This is a genomic window from Streptomyces sp. TRM68367, from assembly GCF_014495685.1.
In the GTDB taxonomy this organism is placed as follows: Bacteria; Actinomycetota; Actinomycetes; order Streptomycetales; family Streptomycetaceae; genus Streptomyces.
In genome coordinates, this window is the sequence record NZ_JACTVI010000003.1 from 104,300 (window position 1) to 119,701 (window position 15,402).

A 15,402-nucleotide genomic window follows, 5' to 3' on the forward strand; every position below is an offset into this window, starting at 1 on the left:
AGTGCATGCCGACGCCCTCGCCTGCCTCCGTCCTGGACCTCGCTCCCGTCGTCCCCGTCGTCGTGGTGGAGGACGCCGAAGACGCCGTACCGCTGGCACGGGCGCTGGTGGCCGGCGGGCTGCCCGCGATCGAGGTGACACTGCGGACGCCCGCCGCGCCGGCGGCGATCCGCGCGGTCGCCGACGCGGTGCCGGAGGCGGTGGTCGGGGCCGGCACGGTGATCACGCCCGAGCACGTCACGCAGGCCGTGACCGCGGGGGCGCGCTTCCTGGTCAGTCCGGGCTGGACGGAGACGCTGCTGGCGGCGATGCGGGCGTCGGGGGTGCCGTTCCTGCCGGGGGTGTCGACCACCTCGGAGGTGGTGGCGCTGCTGGAGCGCGGGGTGCGGGAGATGAAGTTCTTCCCGGCGCAGGCGGCGGGCGGTACGGCGTATCTGAAGTCGCTCGCCGGGCCGTTGCCGCAGGCCCGCTTCTGCCCGACGGGCGGGATCGGCCCGGCCTCCGCGCCGGACTATCTGGCGCTGCCCAACGTCGGCTGTGTGGGCGGCAGCTGGATGCTCCCGCAGGACGCGGTCGCCGCCCGCGACTGGCCGCGCGTCGAGGCGCTGGCCCGCGAGGCGGCGGGGCTGAGGCCCTGACGTCGCATTCCCGCCTGCCCGTGCCGTCAGGCCCTAGCGCAGGTGGGACGTGTCGTTGAGGAGCCGGACGCTGGCGTTGCCGTCGGCGTAGTAGGCCACCACGGACAGGGAGGCCGCCGACAGTTCCATGCGGAACAGGGACTCCGGCGGGGCGCCCAGGGCGAGCCGTACGAGGGTCTTGACCGGGGTCACGTGCGTGACGAGCAGGATCGTGCGGCCGGGGTACGCCGCGACCAGCTTGTCGCGAGTGGCGGCGATCCGGGTCGCGGTCGCCGCGAAGCTCTCGCCGCCGCCGGTCGGTGCGGCGTCCGGGGAGGCCAGCCAGGCGTTCAGGTCGTCCGGGTGGCGTTCGCGCACCTCGGCGAAGGTGAGGCCTTCCCAGGCGCCGAAGTCGGTCTCGCGCAGGCCGTCGTCGATGCTCACGTCGAGACCGAGGCGGGCGGCGACGATGCCGGCGGTCTCGCGGGTGCGGGCGAGCGGCGAGGCCACGATCGCCTGGATCGCGCCGCGCCGGGCCAGCGCGGCGGCGACCCGCTCGGCCTGCTCCCGGCCCACGTCGGAGAGGGCGGGATCGGTACCGCCGCTGCCGGAGAAGCGCTTCTGCGGGGTCAGCGGCGTCTCACCGTGCCGGAGCAGCACCATGGTCGCCGGCGCGCCGAGATCTGGGGGAGCCCAGCCGGGGACGGCGACGGTACGGGCGGCACGCACATCGGCGTCATCCTTCGCGGCTCCGCCGCCGGGAGGCTCCGAGTCGGCGGTGGAGGAAGCCGGGGCAGTGGGCTCCGCCTCCCCGCCCCGGAGCGAAGAAGCCGACGTCCCCGTGTCCATCGCCTCGTTGGCCAGGCGGTCCGCGTGCTTGTTCCGTTCCCGCGGGATCCACTCATACGTCACCCGCCCCGGTGGGAACACCAGTGCCGCCTGGGCCGCGAGCGGCTTCATGTCGGGGTGTTTGATCTTCCAGCGGCCCGTCATCTGCTCGACGACGAGCTTGGAGTCCATCCGGACGTGCACCGTGGCCGACGGGTCCAGGGCGTGGGCGGCGTGCAGGCCGGCGAGCAGGCCCCGGTACTCGGCGACGTTGTTCGTGGCGACGCCGATGTACTCGGACGTCTCCGCCAGGGTCTCCCCCGTGGCCGCGTCGATGACCACGGAGCCGAAGCCCGCCGGCCCGGGGTTGCCCCGCGACCCGCCGTCGGTCTCGACGATGAATTCCCGCACGCCACAAGCTCCCTATGGATGAACCGACTTCTAGAGACCGGACTCGGCCGTGCGCACCAGGATGCGGCGGCAGTTCTCGCAGCGCACCACCGTGTTGGGCGCGGCGGCGCGGATCTCGTTCAGCTCGGTGATGGCCAGCTCCTGACGGCAGCCCTGGCAGCTGCGGGCGTACAGCTTCGCCGCCCCGATGCCGCCCTGCTGCTCGCGCAGCTTGTCGTACAGCTTGAGCAGATCGGCCGGCACCGACCCCGCGATGACCTCGCGTTCCTTCGTCACCGAGGCCACCTCCCCGTCGATCTCCTCGCACGCGGCGTCCCGGCGCCCGGACGCGTCGTCGATCTTCGCCTGCACGGAGGCGACCCGCTCGGTCAGCTCGGCGACCCGCTCCTGCGCGGACTCGCGGCGCTCCATGATCTCCAGGACGACGTCCTCCAGGTCGCCCTGGCGCTTGGCGAGGGAGGCGATCTCGTGCTGGAGGTTCTCCAGGTCCTTCGGCGAGCTGACCGCGCCGGAGTCCAGGCGCTTCTGGTCGCGGGCGGCGCGCTGGCGCACCTGGTCCACGTCCTGCTCGGCCTTGGTCTGCTCGCGGGCGCAGTCGCTCTCCTCGGTCTGCGCGGCCACCAGCAGGTCGCGCAGCTGCGTGTGGTCCTTGGTCAGCGACTCGATCTCGGCGTGCTCGGGCAGGGACCTCCGCCGGTGCGCGAGCTGCTGGAGGCGGACGTCGAGGGCCTGGACGTCGAGGAGTCGGATCTGGTCGGCTGGCGCGGCGTTCAGTTGGGGGCTCCAGATGGGTCAGAAGTGGTGGGGGCGCGCGAAGCGCTCCTTGGAGGGGCGGTGGCGGGAGACGGATCGGAGGGGGCCGCGTGGGCGGTCCAGGGGTCGGTGACCGTCTTCGAGACGTGGACCCTGAGGTCCCATCCGTTCCGGTCGGAGATCTCGTCGAGCTGGGCCGCGGCCAGCTCGCACCAGGGCCACTCGGTGGCCCAGTGCGCCGCGTCGAGCAGCGCGATCGGACGGGGGGCGACAGCCGCCGTGAACTCTGCGGCCGGGTGGTGGCGCAGGTCCGCGGTGAGGAAGGCGTCGACGCCGGCCGCCCGGACGTGGTCGAAGAGGCTGTCGCCGGAGCCGCCGCTGACGGCGACGGTGCGGACGGTGGCCTCGGGGTCGCCGGCGACGCGGATGCCCTGCGCGGTGGCGGGCAGCCGCTCGGCGGCGCGGGCGGCGAACTCGCGGACGGTCAGCGGGTGGTCCAGTTCGCAGACGCGGCCCAGGCCCCGGCGGACCTCCGGATCCGACGCGTCCGGGACGAGGGGCCGTACGACCCGGAGGTCCAGGGCGCCGGCCAGCGCGTCGGACACGCCCGGGTCGGCGGTGTCGGCGTTGGTGTGGGCGACGTGCAGCGCGATGTCGTTCTTGATGAGCGTGTGGACGACACGGCCCTTGAAGTGCGTCGCCGCGACCGTCGTCGTACCGCGCAGATAGAGCGGGTGGTGGGTGACGAGCAGGTCGGCGCCCAGCTTCAACGCCTCGTCGACGATCTCCTGCACGGGGTCGACCGCGAACAGCACCCGGGAGACCTCCTGCCCGGGGTCCCCCACCACGGTGCCGACCGCGTCCCAGGACTCGGCCCGCTCGGCGGGCCACAGGTTCTCCAGCGCGGCGATGACTTCAGACAGACGTGGCACGCAGCACAGGCTACCTGGAGGTTCTGTGCCGCTGAACCGGTGCCGACGCCGGATCGGAGGCCGTGGTCACGGCCAGCACATACGCCCCCGTTTTCTCAGACGAATCGTTCCGCGGCCACCCTTATGTGTGAAACATGGACTCGCCGGTCTCACGTCTGTGCGTGCGAAAACTAGCTTCGTCGCCGGAGGTGACCGAACGATGACTGCCTGTGCGACCGAACCCCCGGCAGCGGACGAGGACGGGTCCTCCCCGTCGGCAGGGTGTGTGATCACCGCGGACGGCGGCTATGCCGCGCGCCTCGCCCGCAGCGGCGACTCCTGGTTCCCGGAGCGCTGGACGCTGGACGGCCCCGAGCCGTACGCGGTGCCGCTGCCCGGCAACCAGCCCGAGGAACCCGGCACCGAGGTGCAGCCGATGAGCGACGGGCGGGTCCTGATCCACCGGCTGGTGGCCGGGCGGCACGCGTTCTGTCTGCTCTACCCGACCGGCCCCGGCACCGGCGAGCTGCCGCTCGGCGCGGTGGAGTGCCCGGACGAGGGCTCCCTGCTGCGGCTGCTGCCCCCGGCGCCGGGCGGCGACAGGGCGTACGCCGTCGCCGTGGGCCGGAGTTCGACGGCCGTGTGGCTGGTGGCGGGCGGGGCCTTCGGCCCCGAGCAGCTCGCCGAGGTGCCCGGCCGCTGCTCGGGCGGGGTGTGGCTGGACGGCACGGGCCGGATGCTGGCGCTGGACCGGGAGGTCGGCGGCCGGACCAAGGCGGTCGTGGTGGACCTGGAGCGCGGCGGCGAGGTCTCGCCGCTGCTGCAGATCGCTGACGGCAGCGACGACCGGCTGCTGCTCGCCGACCCGGACAGCGGGCTACTGCTGATCGGCTCGGACGCGCCGTCGCCGGGGCGGGAGCGGCTGGGCTGGGGGGTGCTGGGCAGCACGCTGCCGGTGCGGTTCCCGGAGAGCCTGCGGGCCGAGGACTGCACGGTCACGCCGTTCGCGATCCAGCCGGGGCAGATGCTGACGCCGGAGAGCTGCGCGGTGGCCCTGCGCATCGACGGCCCGCTCGGCAGCTGGGTCGGGGTGTGGCGGCCGGAGCAGCGGCAGGTGCGGCATCTCCCGGCGCCGACGGGATGGTTGGCGGGTGCGGGGCGGTGGACGAGGGACGGGGTGCTGCATCTGCCGTACGCCACGCGGGATGTGCCGTGCGGGGTGGCGCGGCTGGCGGTGCCGGAAGCGGAGACGGAGGTGGCGAAGGGGGTGGACACGGAGGTGGAGCCGCCGGTCCGGGAAGAGCCCGAGGAGGCGGCAGCGTCCGGCGAGCAGCACGAACCGGAGTCCGGGCAACCGGTAGCGCAGCGTCCCGTGCCGTTGCAACAGGCGCCGCTGGGACGACTTGTAACGAAGTAGTGGCGGTTGGCGTGTGCGGGTGGAAATCACCCGTGGGACGCCGGTTAAACTCGCCCGGCTGTAAGAAAGATCATGTTGACGGGGTGAATTCCTTCCGATGAGCGACGCCAGCACGAACCAGCCGCGTCCGGCCGACGTCCAGGAGGCCACTGCCGGGCACGGCCGACACCGTGGTCCGGTCTCCACGCAGGACAGCGAGACGGCCCCGCGCGGCCGTCACCGCAAGCCTGCCGAGGAGCAGGCCGAGACGGCTGCCTGACGGTACGTCAGGTCAGCGAGCGGCATCCGGCCCCGCCCGTCGGTGTGACGGGCGGGGCCGTCGCATGTCAGCAGGATGGCAAACCACACGTGACAACTCCCGTTCCCGCGGTCGGTTCTCGTACGTCACCGCCCGCGCCGCAGCCCCAGTACCTCCGTCGCCGCGAACGTCTCACCCTCTGGGCGCTCCGCGTAGTACGGCGTGAGGTGGGCGTCCAGCTCGTCGTACGTGAAGGTGTCCTGCTTGCTGTCGAACTGGGCGGCGATCCGAGGGCGTTCGACGACCGCCACCATGCCGCCGTGAACGACGAGGAGTTGGCCGGTGATGCGGGCGGCGGCGGGTGAGGCGAGGTAGCCGACGAGCGGGGCGACGTGTTCGGGGGCGAGCGGGTCGAGGCCCTCGGGCGGCTGATCGACGGCCGCGAAGACGTCCTGGGTCATCCGGGTGCGGGCACGCGGGCAGATGGCGTTGGCGGTCACGCCGTACTTGGCCAGGGCGAGGGCCGTGGAGGTGGTCAGGCCGACGATTCCGCCCTTGGCGGCGGCATAGTTGGGCTGTCCGGCGGACCCCACGAGGAAGGCCTCGGAGGAGGTGTTCACCACCCGCCCGTACACCGGACCGCCCGCCCGCTTGGACCGCTCACGCCAGTGCGCGGCCGCGAAGCGGAGGGTGTTGAAGTGCCCCTTGAGGTGGACGCGGATCACCGCGTCCCACTCCTCCTCGGCCATGGAGAAGACCATGCGGTCGCGCAGGATGCCCGCGTTGTTCACCAGGATGTCCAGCTTGCCGAACTCGCCGACGGCCGACTCGACGAGTTCCCGGGCCTGTTGGAAGTCGGCCACATCCCCGGTGTGGGCCAGCGCCCGCCCGCCGGACGCCCGGATCTCGGCGGCGACCTCCTCGGCGGGCCCGGCGGACGCCTCGCCCGAGCCGTCCCGGCCCGGCTGCCCGTAGTCGTTGACGACGACGGCGGCGCCGAGCCGGGCGAGTTCCAGCGCCTCGGCGCGGCCGAGACCCCGTCCGGCGCCGGTGACAATGGCCGACAGTCCCTCAAGTAGCGGCATTTTCCTGGTCCTCAGATCTCGATACAGGTACGCAGGGACGTCCCGGTGCGCATCTGGTCCAGCGCCTCGTTGATCTCGGCCAGCGGCACCCGGTGGGTGATCAGGCCGGCCAGGTCGACGCGGCCCGCGCGCCACAGGGCGATGGTCCGCTCGTAGGAGCGCAGGACGTCTCCGCCGCCGTACATGGACGGCAGGATCCGCTTCTCGTCGAAGAACAGCTCGAACATGTTGAGCTGGAGGAAGTCGTCCATGGCGCCCGCGCCGACGATGACGAGGGTGCCGCCGCGCCGGGTCGTCTCGTACGCGGTGCGAGCGGTGGCCGACTTGCCGACGACCTCGAAGACGTAGTCGAAGCCCTCGCCGCCGGTGATCTCCTGCTTGGCGTCGGCCAGTTCCTCCGGCGCGACGGCCCTGGTGGCGCCGAACTTCAGCGCCGACTCGCGGCGCGAGACGACCGGGTCCACGGCGACGATCTCGGCGGCTCCCTTGACCCGGGCGCCCTGGATGGCGGAGATGCCCACGCCTCCGCAGCCGATGACGGCGACCGACGAACCGGCGGCCACATCTGCCGTGTTGAGCGCCGCGCCCAGTCCGGTCGTCACCCCGCAGCCGATGAGGGCGGCGATGTCGAAGGGCACGTCCTCGGGGATCGGCACGGCGCATCCGGCGTCGACGACGACCTCCTCGGTGAAGGTGCCGGTGCCGGCCATGCCGAAGACGTCACCGCCCGGGAGCTTGAAGTTGGGGGTGCCCGCGTTCATGAACCCGGCCAGGCACAGCTGGGGCTGGCCGCGCCTGCAGGCCGGGCAGGCGTCGCAGGCGGGCAGCCAGCACACGACGACCCGGTCGCCCGCCGTCAGGTTGCTCACGCCCTCGCCGACCTCGACGACCTCACCCGCGCCCTCGTGCCCGGGCACGAACGGCGCCGGCTGCGGCAGCACCCCGCCCATCGCGGACAGGTCCGAGTGGCACAGCCCGGTGGCGCGCACCCGGATCCGCACCTTGCCGGGGCCGAAGCCCACCGCCTCGACGTCGTCGAGGACCTCGACCTTGCCCTGCCCTATCTCGTGCAGTACGGCTGCGCGCATGATGCGGCTCCCCTCAACGGCGGGCTGGCTCAGGAGTGTTCAACGATGGTGTCGGCGAGGACGGACGCGTCGTGCCGCTCGGCGGCGCTCACGGCGATCCGGATCTCCCCGCTGCCCGGCCACATCCGCACGCGCAGCGTCTCGCCCGGGTGCACGACCCCGGCGAACCGCGTGGTGTACGAGCGGACCCGGGTCACGTCCCCGTCGAGCAGCGTGTCGACGACCGCCTTGAGCGTCATGCCGTAGGTGCACAGTCCGTGCAGGATGGGCCGCTCGAACCCGGCGCGCTTGGCGAAGTCGGGGTCGGCGTGCAGGGGGTTGAGGTCGCCGGAGAGGCGGTAGAGCAGGGCCTGGTCCTCGCGGACCGGCCGTTCGACGACCTTGCCGGGCTCGCCGGCGGGCGGGTCGAGGCGGGTGGACGGGCCCCGGTCGCCGCCCCACCCCCCTTCCCCGCGTACGTAGATCTGCGCGTCGTTGGTCCACAGCGGGCCGTCGGCGTCGGCGACCTCGGCGCGCATGACCAGGACGGCCGCCTTGCCCTTGTCGTACACGGCGGCGATGCGGCCGGTGGCGGTCGCGGTGCCGGCGGCCGGGAGGGGGCGGTGCAGGGTCAGGGCTTGGCCGCCGTGCAGGACGCGGGCGAGGTCGACATCGACGCCGGGCAGGGACAGTCCACTGATCACGCCGGGGGACCCCGCGCCCGCGACGGTGGCGAAGCTCGGCAGGACGTGCAGCCGGGACTCAAGGGTGTAGCGCAGCTCGCCGGGGTCGGTTGCGGGGCGCCCCGCGCCGATGCCGAGGTGGTAGAGCTGGATGTCCTTGGGGGTCCAGGAGATCTCGCCGGTCCGGGGTTCGGCGGCGAGCGCCTTGGCTGCGTCGATGGGCATGGGGCTCCTGATCGCCGTCGGGAAGAACCTCGGCACGGCCGTCCGCACCGTCGGCCGCACCGAGGTCGCCGTGGGCCGCGACTGGAACGCGTTCCAGTCCGGCGCCCTCTGTATAGCCCAGCGCTCCGCAGTTGTGAAGGCTCCTGACGCCGTGTCAGGTCGGTTGGGGCGTGCCATTGTCCGGTCGAGGGTCCTTGGCGTTGTCGCTCGAGGGTCCACGGCCTTATCGGCCGAGGGTCCGTGACCGTGTCGGTCGGTGGGCGGTGACCGTGTCGGTCGGTGGACCCGTGACATTGTCGATTGGCGGGCCGGTTGGCGGGCCGTGCCGTTGCCGGTTGGTCGGCCGTGACATTTGTCCTGCCGAAGTCCGGACAAGCTTCTCTGCCGGGCGCCGGGGTGGACTCCGTAGCATCGTGGCCATGACGAACACGGAGTCGGCCGTGACGAAGACGGATACAGCCGTGACCGAGACGGACCCGGCCGTGTCCTTCCGGGGCGCGGTCAAGGCCTTCGGTGCCGTGCGTGCCGTGGACGGCGTCGACCTGGTGATCGAGCGCGGCGAGACCGTGGCGCTGCTCGGGCGCAACGGTGCCGGGAAGTCGACGGCGATCTCGCTGCTGCTCGGCCTGGACGAGCCGGACGCGGGGGTGGTGGAGCTGTTCGGCGGGCCGCCGGAGCGGGCCGTGCGCGCGGGCCGGGTGGGCGCGATGCTCCAGGAGGCGCGGGCGGTGCCCCGGGTCACCGTGCGCGAGCTGGTGTCCTTCGTGGCCGGCCGCTACCCGGCCCCGCTGCCCGTCGGCCGAGCCCTGGAGCTGGCCGGGATCGCCGAGCTGGCCGACCGCCGCGTGGACCGGCTCTCCGGTGGCCAGACCCAGCGCGTACGGTTCGCCGTCGCGCTCGTCGGCGAACCCTCCCTCCTGGTCCTGGACGAGCCCACCGCCGCCCTCGACGTGGAGGCGCGCCACGCCTTCTGGGCGGCGATGCGCGGATACGCGGGCCGCGGCCACACCGTCCTGTTCTCCACGCACCACCTCCAGGAGGCGGACGTGTACGCCGACCGCATCCTCGTCGTGGACCGCGGCCGGATCATCGCCGACGGCAGCGGGGAGCAGCTGAAGCGGGCGGCGGGCGGCACCCTGGTCTGCGTCGACCTGGCCGGACGCGACCCGCAGGATTTGGCCCTGCTGCCCGGTGTGCGGTCGGTGGAGGTGCGGGCGGGCCGGGCACGGCTGCGCAGCGGCGACTCCGACGCGACGGTCGTCGCCCTGGCCCAGCTGGGCGCGATCCGCGGCCTGGAGGTCACGCCGGTGTCCCTGGACGACGCGTTCCTGTCCCTCACCGCACGGGTCGAGGAGGCCGCGTGATGCTCGACTACCTCAGGCTCGAAGTGCTGCGGACCCTGCGCGACCGGGGCTTCGTCATCGGCGGCGTCGCGATGCCGGTGCTGATGTACCTGCTGTTCACCAACATCGGCACGGCGGACGGCAGCTGGCGCACCGCCCGGATGGTCGGCATGGCCGCGTACGGCGCGGTCGGCTCGGCCCTGAACACCGGCGGCGGGGTCGCCGAGGACCGGGACATCGGCTGGCTGCGGCAGCTGCGGGTGACCCCGATGACCCCACGCCAGGTCGTCACCGGGCGGGCGCTGACCGGTGCGGTGACGGTGCTGCCCGCGATCGTCGCCGTACTCGCGGCGGGCGGCCTGGTCAACGGCGTACGGCTGCACATATGGCAGTGGGCGGCGATCGCGCTGCTGCTCTGGCTGGGCTCGGTCCCCTTCACGCTGCTCGGTCTGGGCAACGGCTACCGGCTGACCGCGCAGACCACGGGCGTCGCGAACATGATGTGCAACCTGGGTCTCGCCGTGCTCGGCGGCCTGTGGTTCCCGGTCGCGCTGTTCCCCGGCTGGCTGCGCGAGGTGTCGGCGTACACCCCGACGTACCGCTTCGCCGAACTGGGCACCTCGGTCGCCGGCGGGCACGCCCCCGCGGCCGGTACGGTGGCGGTGCTGACGGTTTGGCTGCTGGTGTTCGGCTCGTACGCTGGACTGGCGTACCGGCGGTCCGCGCGGACCGTCTGACCCAGGGAGGCGGGGGACATGTCCTGGTGGCGGAGGGTCTCGTGCCGAATGGACGCACGGAAGTTGGCGCGGACGCAGTGGCTGGCCGACTCGGCGCGGTACGCGGACCGGCAGGAGGCCGCCCGCAAGGCGGGCGAGGTCCTCGACGAGGCCGGTCCGCCGCCCACCGGGTTCACCCTTCTGCCCTGGCTGCTGCTGGGGACGGGCGCCTGCTCCAACCTCTTCCAGGGCGAGACCCCCAATCCGTGGATCGGCGGGCTGGGCCTGATCACCTTCAACTCCCTGTACATCAACGTCGTGTTCCGCGCCTTCCGCAAGGACCAGCGCGAAGCGACCTCCACCCGGGTGTGGCTGGCCCTGGTCACCTGCGGTCTGGCCCTCGGGTACGGCGGCGACTGGCTGCTGTTCTTCCCCCTGCTGGGGCTGGCCACGGGAGCGGTCATGCGGGGTCCGCTGCTCGGCCGGACCGGACTTGCGCTGGCCACGGTCGCGGGCGTCGTCTCCGGCGTCCGCGAGGGGACGAACGCGATCAACATCGTGTACGCCACGCTGCTGTCGACGATGGTGACCGCGGCGCTCCTTCCGGCGGCTACTTCGTCACGTGTGCCGACGAGTGCCGGTGTGACTCCGCCCACGCGTGAATGCGCGGGCTTCCTGGATCGCCGGCCAGGCGGCGACGCAGGGGGCTGGGCCGGCCACCCGAGGATGTTCAGTGCGCCGACGTGATCGGTGTCCGCGAGGAAGCCGCACATGACGAGTCCATGGACCGCCCGGACCGTTGCCTACCGCGCCAACGTTTCTCGCGGCAGCCACACCAGCATCAGCACCGCCGCGCCGAGCAGCACGGCCGTCCCCACCCGGAACGCCAGCGCGTACCCGTCCGTCAGGGCGGCCGGTGCGCCGCTGCCCGCGGACCGGGCCGCCGCGAGCGTCGACAGGACCGCCAGGCCCAGGGAACCGCCCATCGTGCGGGAGGTGTTGACCAGGCCGGAGACGAGCCCTGCCTGGTCGGGTGCGGCGCCCGACGTGGCCAGCGCGGCAAGCGGGGTCGCGGACATGCCCGCGCCGAGCATCATCAGGATGCCGGGGAACATGATCGCCACGACGTACGTGCCGTCCGCGCTCATCGTCGACTGCCAGCCGAAGCCGACCGCCGCGACCAGCGTCCCGAGCACGGCGACGACGCGCGGTCCGGCGGTCCGCATGAGCCGGGGGGCGGCCTTGGAGCCGATGACGACGGCCAGCGAGCTCGGCATCAGCGCCAGCCCGGCCTCCAACGGCGTGTAGCCCAGCACGTTCTGCGCGTACAGGGTCATGAAGAACCACATGGCGAACATCGCGGAACCGCACACGGACATCGCCACGTTCGCCGACGCCACCGACCGCACCCGCAGCAGCCCGAGCGGCATCAACGGGGTCGCCGACCGCGCCTCCACGCCGAGGAACAGCCCGATCAGCGCCAGCCCCGCGAGCAGCGGCACGAGGGTGGCCGCCGCCGTCCAGCCCGCGACCTCGGTCTGCGAGATGCCGTACGCCAGCGTGGCGAGACCGGCCGTCACCAACAGCGCGCCCGGCAGGTCGAGCCGCCGCCCCTCCCCGGCCCGGCTCTCGACCAGGAGCAGCCCGGCGCCCAGCAGCACGACGGCCCCGATGGGCACGTTGATGAGCAGCACCCAGCGCCAGGACAGCGTGTCCACCAGCACCCCGCCGACGAGCCCGCCCGCCGCGCCGCCGCCCGCGCCCACCGCGGTCCACGTGGCGATGGCCCGGGCACGCGCCGCGCCCTCCGGCACCGCCGAGGTGAGGATGGTCAGCGTCGAGGGCGCCAGCACCGCCGCGCCAAGGCCCTGCACGGCCCGCGCCACCAGCAGCTGCCAGTCGGTCTGGGCCAGCCCGCCGCCCAGCGAGGCCAGCGTGAACAGCCCGAGCCCGACCAGGAACATCCGCCTGCGCCCGAACAGGTCGCCGGCCCGCCCGCCGAGCAGCATGAACCCGGCGAAGGCGATGGTGTACGCGTTCACCACCCACTGCAGACCCTGCTCGCTCAGCCCGAGGCCGGTCCGCACGGACGGCAGGGCCACGTTGACGACGGATACGTCGAGGACGACGAGGAACTGCCCGGCACAGGTGAGGGACACCACCAGCCAGGTGGGCGGTGTGCGGGGGCGGGCGGCGCGGGTGACGTCAGCGGCTTCGAGCATGGGTGTCATGCTCTCAACCGGCCGGGGCTCCTGGCATCGGGATTTCGCCGCGGTCCGGCCTCGGCCGCAGGACCTACACCCGGTCCCTGACCGGCCGTGTTCTCCAAGAGAAGGTCAAAAATCCGTTAGCGAGCCAAAGCATCGGAATAGTTGCCCCGGCATACCGGGTTGGTGCTGCGCATGACACCAACGCCGACCGATCAGCACACCCCGAGAGCCGGCGGAGCCGTCGTCCCGGTGCTCGCCTTCGCGGGCATCGTCGTCGCGGTGATGCAGACCCTGCTCGTCCCGGTCATCAAGGACCTGCCCCAGCTGCTGGCCACCTCGCCCAGCAACGCCACCTGGGTGCTGACCTCGACCCTGCTGTCGGGAGCCGTGGCCACGCCGATCATGGGCCGCCTCGGCGACCTCTACGGCAAGCGGCGGATGCTGATCACCAGCCTGGCCGTGATGGTGGCCGGCGCGCTGGTCAGCGCGGTCACCAGCGCGCTGCTCCCGATGATCGTCGGCCGTACCCTCCAGGGCTTCGCGATGGGCGCGATACCCCTCGGCATCGGCCTGATGCGCGACATGCTCCCGCGCGAGCGGCTCGGTTCAGCGATGGCCATGATGAGCTCCTCGATCGGCGTCGGCGGCGGCCTCGCGCTGCCCGCCGCGGCCCTGGTCGCCCAGCACACGAACTGGCACGCCCTCTTCTACGGCGCCGCCGGCCTCGGCGCCCTCGCCATCGCCCTGACCCTCCTCGTCGTACCGGAGTCCCGCGTGCGCGCGGAGGGCAGCTTCGACCTGCCGGGCGCCCTCGGCCTGTCCGCCGGTCTCGTCCTGTTCCTGCTGCCGATCACCAAGGGCAGCGACTGGGGCTGGACCTCGGGCACCACGCTGGGTATGTTCGCCGCGGCGGCGGTCGCCCTGGTCCTGTGGGGCGTGCTGGAGCTGCGCGTGCAGGCCCCGCTGGTGGACCTGCGCACCACGGCCCGCCCGGCGGTGCTCTTCACCAACCTCGCCTCGATCATGGTCGGCGTCTCCTTCTACGTCGTCTCCCTCGTCCTGCCCCAGCTGCTCCAGCTGCCGAAGTCCACCGGGTACGGCCTCGGCCAGTCGATGGTCGTCGCGGGCCTGCTGGTGGCCCCGCTCGGCCTGACGATGATGTTCACGGCGCCCGTCTACGCCCGGCTCTCGGCGAATTACGGACCCAAGGTCACCCTGATCCTCGGCCTGCTGATCATCGCGATCGGCTACGGCGCCGGCCTCGGCCTGATGAGCGCCCCCTGGCAGGGCCTCGTCATCTGCGTGCTCCTCGGCGCGGGCATCGGCCTGGCGTACTCCTCGCTGCCCGCGCTGATCGTCGGCGCGGTCCCGGCCTCCGAGACGGGCGCGGCCAACGGCCTCAACACGCTGATGCGCTCCATCGGTACGTCCGTGTCGAGCGCCGTCATCGGCATGGTGCTGGCCGCCACGGCGAACACCGTCGGCGGCGTGGAGATCCCGACCATGCACGGCTTCCGCGTCTCCTTCGTGATCGCGACCGCCGCGGTCGCCGTCGGCCTGCTGCTGGCCCTGTTCCTGCCGAACCAGCGCCCGGCGGCCAGGCCGCAGCTGCGCGCGAGCAGCGAGGAGGACGTCAGCCTGGAGTGCGCCGAGGAGGTCCTGCGGGGCTTCCGCGGCCGCGTCCTGGACGCCGGCGGAACCCCGGTCGCCCGCGCCAAGGTGACGCTGATCGACCGCCGGGGCCGGCAGGCCGGTGCGACGCTCTCCGCCGAGGACGGCAGCTACACGCTCGCCGTCCCCGCCCAGGGCGCGTACGTCCTGGCCGCCAGGGCCACCGGCCACGGCCCGCACGCTTCGTCCGCGACCCACGCGGGCGACGACCGGGCGGTCGACCTGGATCTCGCGCTGCCGGTGGAGGCCGTCTCCGCCCACTGATTCCCTCCCGGCAGCGGACCCTTCTCGGGCGCACCCCCATCGCCGACGGCCCCGCGGCCACCGGCGGGGACGGCGCCGGCTGGGACGCGTACGCGATGGCCGACGAGTACGCGCCCGGCAAGTTCTTCGTCGTCTGGGAGCACGACACCTCGGCCATCAAGGTGAACAAGCTCGACATCTCCTCCGGCTGAACCGCCGGCACACCCCGCCGCCCTACCCGCTGTCGCCCGTCCGGCAGGGGGTAGGGCAGCATGGGCGCGCAGACGTCCGTACGACCGAAGGGACCCCATGCCCGCGGCCCCCAAGCCCGAGATCCTGGCCGCGTTCGAGGCCGCCAAGGGGTTCATGCCCGTGGACGAGGGCCTGGCCCTGTACGCGGCGGCCGTCGAGGCCGGGCGGCTCGGGCTGCCGCTGCTCGAGGTCGGCACGTACTGCGGGCGCTCCACCATCCTGCTCGCCGACGCCGCCCGCCAGACCGGGGTCACCGCGCTCACCGTCGACCATCACCGCGGCAGCGAGGAGCAGCAGCCGGGCTGGGACTACCACGACCCGGACACGGTGGACCCCGAGCTCGGCCTGATGGACACCCTGCCGCTGTTCCGCCGCACGCTGCACCGGGCGGAGCTGGAGGAGCACGTGGTCGCCCTGGTCGGCCGCTCCCCGCAGATCGCGGCGCTCTGGGGCACCCCCCTCGCGCTCGTCTTCGTCGACGGCGGCCACACCGACGAACACGCCACCGCCGACTACGAGGGCTGGGCCCCGCACGTCGCCGAGGGCGGCCTGCTGGTCATCCACGACGTCTTCCCGGACCCGGAGGACGAGTTCACCGGCCAGGCCCCCTACCGCGTCCACCTGAGGGCCCTGGCCTCCGGCGCCTTCACGGAGGTCTCGGCGACCGGCTCCCTGCGCGTCCTGCGGCGCACGGGCCCGGGAATCTGACGCCGGTCCGGGCCCGCACTCCCG

At 73.1% G+C, this 15,402-nt stretch carries 15 protein-coding genes; 8 read left to right on the plus strand and 7 right to left on the minus strand.

All coding sequences use genetic code 11. From position 1 onward, the window contains the following. The first annotated feature begins 5 nt into the window (after positions 1 to 5). Positions 6 to 638 (plus strand): bifunctional 4-hydroxy-2-oxoglutarate aldolase/2-dehydro-3-deoxy-phosphogluconate aldolase, encoded by a 633-nt coding sequence (gene eda, locus H8R17_RS03290; protein WP_187821585.1) that lies wholly within the window; start codon positions 6 to 8, stop codon positions 636 to 638. Between the two features lie 33 nt (positions 639 to 671). On the opposite strand, the gene H8R17_RS03295 is transcribed toward eda, so the two are convergent. Genes H8R17_RS03295 through H8R17_RS03305 form a run of 3 tightly spaced genes read right to left on the minus strand, consistent with a single transcriptional unit; the run spans position 672 to position 3,541 of the window. After that, positions 672 to 1,856, minus strand: a complete 1,185-nt coding sequence (locus tag H8R17_RS03295; RefSeq protein ID WP_187821586.1) for a bifunctional RNase H/acid phosphatase — start codon at positions 1,854 to 1,856, stop codon at positions 672 to 674. Between the two features lie 30 nt (positions 1,857 to 1,886). Then, a complete protein-coding gene (locus H8R17_RS48535; protein WP_187821722.1) occupies positions 1,887 to 2,630 on the minus strand; it encodes a zinc ribbon domain-containing protein in 744 nt (247 codons plus the stop codon). Next, positions 2,627 to 3,541, minus strand: coding sequence for a Nif3-like dinuclear metal center hexameric protein (locus H8R17_RS03305; RefSeq protein ID WP_187821587.1), 915 nt, complete (start codon positions 3,539 to 3,541; stop codon positions 2,627 to 2,629). Before H8R17_RS03305 ends, H8R17_RS48535 begins: the two co-directional genes overlap by 4 nt. 199 nt (positions 3,542 to 3,740) lie before the next feature. On the opposite strand from H8R17_RS03305, the gene H8R17_RS03310 reads away from it, so the two are divergent. Together H8R17_RS03310 and H8R17_RS03315 are read left to right on the plus strand one after the other, a co-directional pair. Beyond that, the gene (locus tag H8R17_RS03310; RefSeq protein ID WP_187821588.1) at positions 3,741 to 4,937 is read left to right on the plus strand and encodes a hypothetical protein; all 1,197 of its coding nucleotides are present in this window, start codon (positions 3,741 to 3,743) and stop codon (positions 4,935 to 4,937) included. A 97-nt stretch (positions 4,938 to 5,034) separates the two neighbouring features. Then, on the plus strand, positions 5,035 to 5,196 hold the full coding sequence (locus H8R17_RS03315; RefSeq protein ID WP_187821589.1) for a hypothetical protein: 162 nt from the start codon (positions 5,035 to 5,037) through the stop codon (positions 5,194 to 5,196). 125 nt (positions 5,197 to 5,321) lie between these two features. Here the strand turns inward: H8R17_RS03315 and H8R17_RS03320 are convergent, their stop codons facing one another. From H8R17_RS03320 to H8R17_RS03330, 3 genes are read right to left on the minus strand one after another with little or no spacing between them, the layout of a single operon-like run. Continuing rightward, positions 5,322 to 6,260: a 3-oxoacyl-ACP reductase gene (locus H8R17_RS03320; protein WP_187821590.1), complete on the minus strand. Its 939-nt coding sequence runs from the start codon at positions 6,258 to 6,260 to the stop codon at positions 5,322 to 5,324. Positions 6,261 to 6,271: 11 nt separating this feature from the next. After that, positions 6,272 to 7,348, minus strand: coding sequence for a Zn-dependent alcohol dehydrogenase (locus tag H8R17_RS03325; protein ID WP_187821591.1), 1,077 nt, complete (start codon positions 7,346 to 7,348; stop codon positions 6,272 to 6,274). A gap of 29 nt (positions 7,349 to 7,377) precedes the next feature. Then, positions 7,378 to 8,235, minus strand: coding sequence for a MaoC/PaaZ C-terminal domain-containing protein (locus H8R17_RS03330; protein WP_187821592.1), 858 nt, complete (start codon positions 8,233 to 8,235; stop codon positions 7,378 to 7,380). Positions 8,236 to 8,717: 482 nt separating this feature from the next. Here H8R17_RS03330 and H8R17_RS03335 point away from each other — a divergent pair, with 482 nt between their 5' ends. The 3 genes from H8R17_RS03335 to H8R17_RS03345 are packed head-to-tail and all read left to right on the plus strand — an operon-like array spanning position 8,718 to position 11,041. Further along, positions 8,718 to 9,599 (plus strand): ABC transporter ATP-binding protein, encoded by an 882-nt coding sequence (locus tag H8R17_RS03335; RefSeq protein WP_316959302.1) that lies wholly within the window; start codon positions 8,718 to 8,720, stop codon positions 9,597 to 9,599. Next, complete coding sequence (locus tag H8R17_RS03340; RefSeq protein WP_187821723.1) at positions 9,599 to 10,315, plus strand: ABC transporter permease; 717 nt, start codon at positions 9,599 to 9,601, stop codon at positions 10,313 to 10,315. The genes H8R17_RS03335 and H8R17_RS03340 overlap by 1 nt, the downstream gene beginning before the upstream one ends. 48 nt (positions 10,316 to 10,363) lie before the next feature. Then, positions 10,364 to 11,041, plus strand: coding sequence for a hypothetical protein (locus H8R17_RS03345; RefSeq protein ID WP_187821594.1), 678 nt, complete (start codon positions 10,364 to 10,366; stop codon positions 11,039 to 11,041). A 56-nt stretch (positions 11,042 to 11,097) separates the two neighbouring features. Here the strand turns inward: H8R17_RS03345 and H8R17_RS03350 are convergent, their stop codons facing one another. Continuing rightward, on the minus strand, positions 11,098 to 12,525 hold the full coding sequence (locus tag H8R17_RS03350) for an MFS transporter (RefSeq protein WP_187821595.1): 1,428 nt from the start codon (positions 12,523 to 12,525) through the stop codon (positions 11,098 to 11,100). A 171-nt stretch (positions 12,526 to 12,696) separates the two neighbouring features. Here H8R17_RS03350 and H8R17_RS03355 point away from each other — a divergent pair, with 171 nt between their 5' ends. Next, positions 12,697 to 14,439: an MFS transporter gene (locus H8R17_RS03355; protein ID WP_187821596.1), complete on the plus strand. Its 1,743-nt coding sequence runs from the start codon at positions 12,697 to 12,699 to the stop codon at positions 14,437 to 14,439. A gap of 288 nt (positions 14,440 to 14,727) precedes the next feature. Further along, positions 14,728 to 15,378 (plus strand): class I SAM-dependent methyltransferase, encoded by a 651-nt coding sequence (locus tag H8R17_RS03360; protein ID WP_187821597.1) that lies wholly within the window; start codon positions 14,728 to 14,730, stop codon positions 15,376 to 15,378. The last annotated feature ends 24 nt before the right edge of the window (positions 15,379 to 15,402 follow it).